The sequence below is a fragment of the Pseudoalteromonas sp. TB25 genome, assembly GCF_000497995.1.
Lineage (GTDB): Bacteria > Pseudomonadota > Gammaproteobacteria > Enterobacterales > Alteromonadaceae > Pseudoalteromonas > Pseudoalteromonas distincta.
In genome coordinates this window covers 20,740-28,675 of record NZ_AUTI01000227.1, presented here as the reverse complement: position 1 = coordinate 28,675, position 7,936 = coordinate 20,740, and the positions used below count along the sequence as shown (strand labels likewise).

The 7,936-nt window shown below is 40.5% G+C and carries 6 protein-coding genes; 2 read left to right on the top strand and 4 right to left on the bottom strand.

All coding sequences use genetic code 11. The annotated features are described in order from the left end of the window. Positions 1–1,384 (bottom strand): BCCT family transporter (locus L652_RS0106580; protein ID WP_024603373.1); only part of this gene is annotated, 1,384 nt, incomplete at its 3' end. 161 nt (positions 1,385–1,545) lie between these two features. Here L652_RS0106580 and L652_RS0106575 point away from each other — a divergent pair. Then, complete coding sequence (locus L652_RS0106575; protein ID WP_024596500.1) at positions 1,546–2,544, top strand: DUF2971 domain-containing protein; 999 nt, start codon at positions 1,546–1,548, stop codon at positions 2,542–2,544. Between the two features lie 110 nt (positions 2,545–2,654). On the opposite strand, the gene dapD is transcribed toward L652_RS0106575, so the two are convergent. From dapD to map, 3 genes are read right to left on the bottom strand one after another with little or no spacing between them, the layout of a single operon-like run. After that, positions 2,655–3,482: a 2,3,4,5-tetrahydropyridine-2,6-dicarboxylate N-succinyltransferase gene (gene dapD / locus L652_RS0106570; protein ID WP_002958324.1), complete on the bottom strand. Its 828-nt coding sequence runs from the start codon at positions 3,480–3,482 to the stop codon at positions 2,655–2,657. A 9-nt stretch (positions 3,483–3,491) separates the two neighbouring features. Further along, entirely contained in the window at positions 3,492–6,110 is a 2,619-nt protein-coding gene (glnD, locus tag L652_RS0106565; protein WP_002958323.1) for a [protein-PII] uridylyltransferase, read from the bottom strand. 30 nt (positions 6,111–6,140) lie between these two features. Next, on the bottom strand, positions 6,141–6,926 hold the full coding sequence (map, locus tag L652_RS0106560) for a type I methionyl aminopeptidase (RefSeq protein ID WP_002958322.1): 786 nt from the start codon (positions 6,924–6,926) through the stop codon (positions 6,141–6,143). A gap of 271 nt (positions 6,927–7,197) precedes the next feature. On the opposite strand from map, the gene rpsB reads away from it, so the two are divergent. Further along, positions 7,198–7,926, top strand: a complete 729-nt coding sequence (rpsB, locus tag L652_RS0106555; RefSeq protein WP_024596499.1) for a 30S ribosomal protein S2 — start codon at positions 7,198–7,200, stop codon at positions 7,924–7,926. Positions 7,927–7,936 lie beyond the last annotated feature (10 nt).

Below are 7,936 nucleotides of genomic sequence, written 5' to 3'. Positions count from 1 at the left end.
CTAATAAAACAGCAGCCACCGCGCCCTCTAGCACAGCCCAAAACACGCGTTGCCATGCGGGTGTATTAATATTACCTCCAGAGGCGAGAGAATCAATAACTAATGATCCTGAGTCAGACGAAGTAACAAAAAAGGTAATGATTAGAATAACGGTAAGTAGCGAAATAATAAATGATAACGGTAACACCTCAAATAACTGAAACAATGCAACAGCTTGGTTTGCTTGAACATCAGTAATTAAAGTATTGAACCCTTCATTCATTATTAGATTTAACGCGGTATCACCAAACACAGAAAACCATAAAAAGGTAAAAATAGTCGGGACTAGCATCACGCCAACAACAAATTGCCTGATGGTTCTGCCGCGGCTAATTTTAGCGATAAACATGCCAACAAAGGGTGCCCAAGCAATAGTCCAGCCAAATATAAATAGGGTCCAGTTACCAATCCAATCACTACGGCTGTACGCCTGTAAATTAAAAGTACGCTCAACAATACCGCTAAGGTAGCTGCCGGTATTTTGTAAAAACGATTCAAGAATATGAATAGTAGGGCCAATAAAAAATACAAAGGCCATTAACGACACTGCAAGAGTCATGTTTACAATAGATAAGCGCTTTACACCTTTATCCATCCCAGCCACTACTGAGAGAGTAGCTGCTGCGGTAATAATGGCAATAGCAGTAATTTGTACTGTGGTATTAATAGGGATACTTGGCCACAAATAATGCAGCCCAGCATTAATTTGGGTAACGGAAAGTCCTAACGTTGTGGCAATGCCAAATAACGTGCCTAATATGGCAAACACATCAACAGTGTGACCAATAGGACCATATATTTTATCACCAATAAGTGGATACAACGCTGAGCGAATCGACAGTGGGAGGCCATGACGAAATGCAAAATACGCAAGGACTAAACCGACAATCCCATAGATTGCCCATATGTGAAAACCCCAATGAAAAAATGCAATTTGCATAGCTTGCTTGGCAGCGTCGACGGTTTCTGCTGCGCCTGCGGGCGGAGATGCATAATGGAGCACGGGCTCTGCTACACCAAAATAAAGTAATGCGACTCCGTAACCGGCCGAAAATAGCATAGCAAACCATTCAGCGAAACTGTATTGCGGCTGCGCATGATCAGGGCCCAGCTTGATATTTCCCCAGCTGGAGGCTGCTACACAAACAATGAAAACTAAGAAAATAGCGACTGATAACATATAAAACCAACCAAAGGTTTCTGTTATCCACTTGAGGGTAACGCTGAATACTTGCCCTGCGAGTTCAGGGTTGCTAATTGTACCAATTACCAAGAGCAGAATAATAACCACTGCAGGTAAAAATACCGGTAGCAAAATAGTTGAGCGTAAAGCAGTTTTTGTCATATTAATCCTTAATATTAATTGCTAACTTTCAATTATACTTTACTACCTTATTATATCTTGGGTGTGTTGGCTAATTCAGTCTCTTGTTTAAGATTATCAAATTTTATTGTTGCCACTTATCAAGGTTAAACTAAAGATTAACATTACTTGGGATTTTAAATATGGAATATGTTTATCATTACACTTCTGCAGATGGTTTAAAGGGAATTTTAGAGAGCAAAAGTTTATGGGCTACTAACGCAGAGTATCTAAATGATTTTAGAGAAATAAAGCAAGGTATTGATAGAATAAAATCACTCAGAGGGAGTTTGTCTGAGTTTTCACAAATCAAACTCGAAGAAATTTATGCCAAACACAAAAATATACCTTTAGATGTTACCCAAAAAGAAATGCGAAGTAAGGACGTGCATCTCGCAAATCATTTTTTAAATTTTCTATGGAATATAATTGATAATAATACCATTGATGAAATTTATACCACTTCATTTACAACTAAGCGTGATAGCCTAAACCACTGGCTAACTTACGGGTCAGAGCAAACTTCATATTGCATAAAGTTTAATAAAGAAAAGCTATTTGATGATGAGTACTTTAGGCAAAGAAAACTTTTGAGTGGCTATGATGATGTTGATTACCAACCAACTGAGGAAATGCTTCATTCTTTAATTGAAGAACACTATCTGCCTGAGGTTTTAAGTTATGTGTTAGATCCAAATTTAAATGGAAATGACCTAAATGAAAAATGTGCTATTGCTGCAATTGAAATTTTTAATGAAGCGATTTTTAAGATTGCTAGCATAAAAGATCAAGCGTTCGAATATGAAGAAGAGTATCGTTTTACTCTTTTTTACCCTGGTTTAGTCTCATTAAATGAAAATACTGAAAAGGGTTATTTTGATTTTATAGACTCCTCTAATATTGATTTTATAGAGCTTGAAAATGGAGTGAAAGAGTTTTTTCCTTTATGCTACAGAACCCTAAAGTCTGGCATTATAGCCCCATATAGAGCGATACCTTTTCCTAAAAATTCAATTGATGAAATTATAATAGGACCATCAGAAAATAATGAGTTAGCTGTTAAAGGCTTAAAGTCTTTTTTGAGTTCATTAAATTTTGATGTAGAAGTGTCTAGTACTAAAACTTCATTTAGAAGAATTTAAAAAAGCTCCAAACCAAAGGGCTTAGAGCTTTCTATATATAATTAAAGTTTAGCTAAAACACTTAACTTCAACGTATCGTTGGGTTTCGTTTCACTCAACCCAATCGACTATTACTCATCAATTGAGCGTAGTAGGGCGTTGATGCCTACTTTTTCACGTGTTTGTTTGTCTACTTTTTTAACGATGATTGCAGCGTAAAGGCTGTGGGTGCCATCTTTTGACGGTAGTGCGCCTGGAACAACTACTGCCCCTGCTGGTACGCGGCCGTAGTGAATTTCGCCGGTTTCGCGGTCATAAATACGAGTGCTTTGGCTGATGTAAACGCCCATTGAAATTACTGCGCCTTCTTCAACAATTACGCCTTCAACAATTTCAGAACGTGCGCCAATAAAGCAGTTGTCTTCAATGATAGTTGGATTAGCTTGTAGAGGCTCTAAAACGCCGCCTATGCCTACGCCACCTGATAAATGTACGTTCTTACCAATTTGTGCACATGAGCCTACAGTCGCCCATGTATCAACCATGGTGCCGTCGTCAACGTATGCGCCAATATTTACGTACGATGGCATAAGTACGACGTTTTTACCTACAAAGCTGCCTTTACGTGCTACTGCGTTTGGTACTACGCGCATACCACCTTGCTGAAATTGCTCTGGCGTGTAGTCGCTAAATTTAAGTGGTACTTTGTCGTAAAACTGGTTTACGCCGTCGTTCATTGGTTGGTTGTCGCGAATACGAAACGACAGTAAAACGGCTTTTTTAAGCCACTGGTGTACAACCCATTCACCTGATATTTTTTCAGCAACGCGTGCTGCGCCGCTATCAAGCAAATCAAGTGCATCAATAATGGCTTGTTTTACGTCGCTTGATACTGTGCTTGGGCTAATACTATCGCGGTTGTCCCATGCGTTTTCGATCATCGTTTTTAAATCTGACATGTGTGTCCTCTATTCTGTTTCGGCGTTGAATTTTTTACGTAATGCCTGATGAATTTTTGCTTGCTCTTCATCAGTCAGCGCTTGGTATTCGTTATTAGATACAACAAAGAAATCCTCTGCACGTTCACCTACCGTTGTAATACGGGCAGCGTGAATGTGTAGTAAATGCGCTTGGAAAACTTCGGCTATTTTGGTTAGTAAACCTTGTATATCGACGGCTTGAATTTCTATTAAGCTACGGTCTTTGCGTGCATGTGGGCGCAACACAATTTTAGGTTTAATATTAAAATCTTTAAAGCGTTGAGAGCGGCTCTTTTTAAAGCGAATTTTTTTACGCGGATCGCTAAGTGCTTGCTCAAGCCCGCGTTTAATTGATTGCGCTCGACCACTTGCAATAGGGTCGCCACTTACTTCAAGTATTACAAAGCTAAACAGGACGTAACCATCTTTTGTGGTCAGTACTTGCGCGTGCTGTATTTGTGCTTTTTTAGAGCCAATTACACTCACTAATCTCGCAAAAAGCGCACCAGAGTAGGGGCTGTATACAAATACTTGTGTACCCCCATGCATTGCTTTGTTAGATACAATGACACTGGGTTGGCTTAAATCGGTGCTAGTTAATAAATGCTCACTTTGCCACGATATTTGCTGTTCGCTAAAGGCGGTAAAGTAGTTGGCTTTAAAGCGACTCCAAATTAAATCAATTTTATTCTCAGGGTAACCTAAGTTGAGTAGACGTTGTTTAGCTTGGTGCTTTTTATCGCGAATTTGGTCGCGCTGATCCATTGGGTTTTCAAGCCCTAAGCGTAATGCGCGCTGCGTGTGCAAGTACAATTCACGCAGTAGGGTGTTTTTCCAATCGTTCCATAAGTTGTCGTTGGTTGCACGGATGTCGGCAACGGTTAAACAATATAAATAGTCGAGTTGGCGCTCTGTTTTAATACGTGTTGCAAAGTCTTTTATTACAGCAGGGTCGTTAATATCTTTACGCTGCGCGGTAACCGACATAAGTAAATGGTTACTTACAAGCCATGCTACTAATTTTGCGTCAGAGGATGAAAAACCATGTAGTTTAGCAAAGGCTATAGCATCAACAGCGCCAAGTTCTGAGTGATCTCCCCCTCGTCCCTTAGCAATGTCGTGAAATATACCGGCTAAATAAAGTAGCTCTGGTTTGTCCATTCGAGTGACTATTTCACTACAAATAGGAAACTCGCTAATGCCAGTTTTATCAAAGTATTCGTAAATATTTTTGATTAATTTGTGAGTATGCTCATCTACGGTGTAGGCGTGAAACAAATCGAACTGCATTTGTCCAAATATATTACGCCACTGCGGTAAGTAGGCGGCAAGCATGCCGTGTTTGTGCATTAACGTAAATGCGCGGCCCATACCATTAGGGTGTTTAACTAAGCGTAAAAAAGCTTCACGACAGGCTGCATAATCTTGTAAATCCCCCAATAAACGGCGGCGTACTTGGCGGATTGTACGAATAGTGCTTGGGTAAATATGCGTTATTGCAGGGTTGTCTGCTATGTGCTCAAACAATACAAAAAGTTGGTCACGTCTAAAAAATACAGATGGATCTTTTACGCGTATTTGATGGCCCACTTGCTCAAAGTTTCTGTCGAGTACTATCACCGTTTTTTCACTACTTTCGGGCATGATACTTTGCTCAAAGTATGAAAGTAGCATTTGGTTAAGTTCGCGCACGCGGCTCATTATTCTAAATAAGCGCTTCATCATACGCTCAACAGAGGCTTTACCGTCGCTACCAAAACCTAAAATTTCGGCGGCTTGTGGTTGATGATCAAACAATAAGCGGTTTTCAGCCCGACCTGCGGCTAGATGCAGTGCAAAGCGAATATTCCATAGGTTCTCTAGGCACTCTGAAAGCTCTTGAAACTCTTCATGGGTTAAGTAGCCGTGACTTATTAACTCTTGCAGGGTTTCGGTTCTAAAGTGCTTTTTTGCGACCCAAATAATGGTTTGCAAGTCGCGCAGGCCACCGGGGTTTTCTTTAATGTTTGGCTCAAGATTATACGCGGTGCCATGGCACTTTTTGTGACGTAAGTTTTGTTCTTGAACTTTGGCAGTAAAAAACTCACCGGAGCGCCATACGGGGGTTTCTAGAATATGCGTTTTGAGTTTTTCAAACTCAATATGATTACCAAAAATAAGGCGGCTTTCGAGTAAACTGGTGGCAAAAGTAACGTCTTCACGTTTTTGCTCAATGGCTTGTTCTATCGTGCGCACGCTGTGGCCAATCTCTAAGTTGAGATCCCATAGCATGGTGACAAACTGGCCTATTTTTTCGCATATTTCTTCGCTTGGTGGTTTAGTTACAAGCAATAAAAAATCGATGTCGGAGTAGGGATGTAGCTCGCCACGTCCGTATCCGCCTACTGCTATTAGTGCTAAATCAGGTTCGCGCGCTAAGTCGTAAACATGAAAAAGCTTAATTAGTAGGCGGTCAATAAACTCAGCCCGGGCATTAATTAAATTCCCAACCGGTTGTTTAGAAAATTCGTTATGTAACCATTTATAAAAATAGCTAGAACAATCGCGATAATCACTAAGTTGCTCTGCATCGCTGAGCAACTTTTTTACTTTGTTGGGTAATGCCACGTGGGCTGGCTCCTAATTTCTTATTTATTATTAGTGTTCTATGATCCTGTCGATAGTATCATCTGATCGTAGCGTTAAAATTTCAACACCATTTTCAGTCACTAATAAAGTATGTTCCCACTGTGCAGACAAGCTGCGGTCGCGAGTTACTACAGTCCAATCATCTTTAAGTAGCTTACATTGGCGTTTACCCGCATTAACCATTGGTTCAATTGTTAAGCACATGCCCGCTTTTAAAGTTTCGCCAGTACCCGCTTTACCGTAGTGCATTACTTGTGGTTCTTCATGAAATCCTGCGCCAATACCGTGGCCGCAATATTCACGAACAATAGAGTAATTAAAACTTTCTGCATATTTTTGAATAGCAGAGCCAATATCACCTAAGCGCACACCTGGTTTTACCATTTTAATAGCAAGGTATAAGCTTTCTTGTGTTACTTCTGCAAGACGCTTAGCTTGGATGTTTGGTGTACCAACGTGGAACATTTTAGAAGTATCGCCGTGGTAGCCATCTTTAATGACAGTTACGTCAATATTTACGCTGTCGCCTTCTTTTAATGCTTTGTCATTTGGAATTCCGTGACAAATAACATGATTAACTGACGTACAAACTGATTTTGGAAAGCCATGATAATTTAACGGAGCAGGGATTGCTTGTTGCACATTAACAATATAATCATGACAAAGTGTATTTAGCTCATCGGTGGTAACACCCGGCACTACATGAGGGCCGATCATTTCAAGTACATCGGCCGCTAAGCGCCCAGCTACGCGCATTTTCTCTATTTCTTCAGGGGTCTTGATAATAGCGCTCATTGAGGCTCCAAAGTTGAGTTTCTAACATTTATCGCCGAACAAATTTTGCACGCGACGTTGAGTATTTAATTTTAATATGGTATAAAGCGCGCCGTCTTTTTACAAATAAATTCTTAAATGATTTTTTGTATTTAAGGCAAACACAATTTTATTTTAACACACACACGTATCGTCACATACACTTGGGTGCATTTGAAGTTTAATTACTTCGGTGTTGGTGCTATGGGATATGTGGAGGCCTAACCCTAAACAACTATAGAGGATCTATAAAATGGCAAACGTTTCAATGCGCGATATGCTTCAAGCTGGTGTTCACTTTGGTCACCAAGCACGTTACTGGAACCCTAAGATGAAGCCTTTCATCTTCGGCACACGTAACCGTGTACATATCATCAACCTTGAGCAAACTGTACCAATGTTCAACGACGCACTTAAGTTTTTATCAAGTGCTGCAGCTAACAAAGGTAAAGTTCTTTTCGTTGGTACTAAGCGCGCAGCAAGCGACGCAGTTAAAGCAGCTGCTTTAGAAAGCGATCAGTTCTTCGTAAATCACCGTTGGTTAGGTGGTATGTTGACTAACTGGAAAACTGTACGTCAATCAATCAAGCGTCTTAAAGACCTTGAAGTACAAAGCCAAGACGGTACTTTCGAGAAATTAACTAAGAAAGAAACGTTAATGCTTAACCGCGAAATGGAAAAGCTTGAAAAGAGCCTTGGTGGTATCAAAAACATGGGCGGTCTTCCAGACGCGCTTTTCGTTATCGATGCTGACCACGAGCACATTGCTATCCGTGAAGCAAACAACCTAGGTATCCCTGTTGTTGCAATCGTTGATACTAACTCTAACCCAGACGGCGTTGATTACATCGTTCCTGGTAACGATGATGCTATCCGTGCTGTAAGCCTTTACACTAGCGCTGTTGCAGCTGCTATCACTGAAGGTCGCGAGAATAACATCGTTGCTCAAGCTGAGAAAGACGATTTCGTTGAAGCTGAGTAATTAGCTATCA

Coding starts and splice junctions, on each gene's coding strand:
- L652_RS0106575 (WP_024596500.1), top strand. CDS start 1,546: ATGGAATATGTTTATCATTACACTTCTGCAGATGGTTTAAAGGGAATT.
- dapD (WP_002958324.1), bottom strand. CDS start 3,482: ATGTCAGATTTAAAAACGATGATCGAAAACGCATGGGACAACCGCGAT.
- map (WP_002958322.1), bottom strand. CDS start 6,926: ATGAGCGCTATTATCAAGACCCCTGAAGAAATAGAGAAAATGCGCGTA.
- rpsB (WP_024596499.1), top strand. CDS start 7,198: ATGGCAAACGTTTCAATGCGCGATATGCTTCAAGCTGGTGTTCACTTT.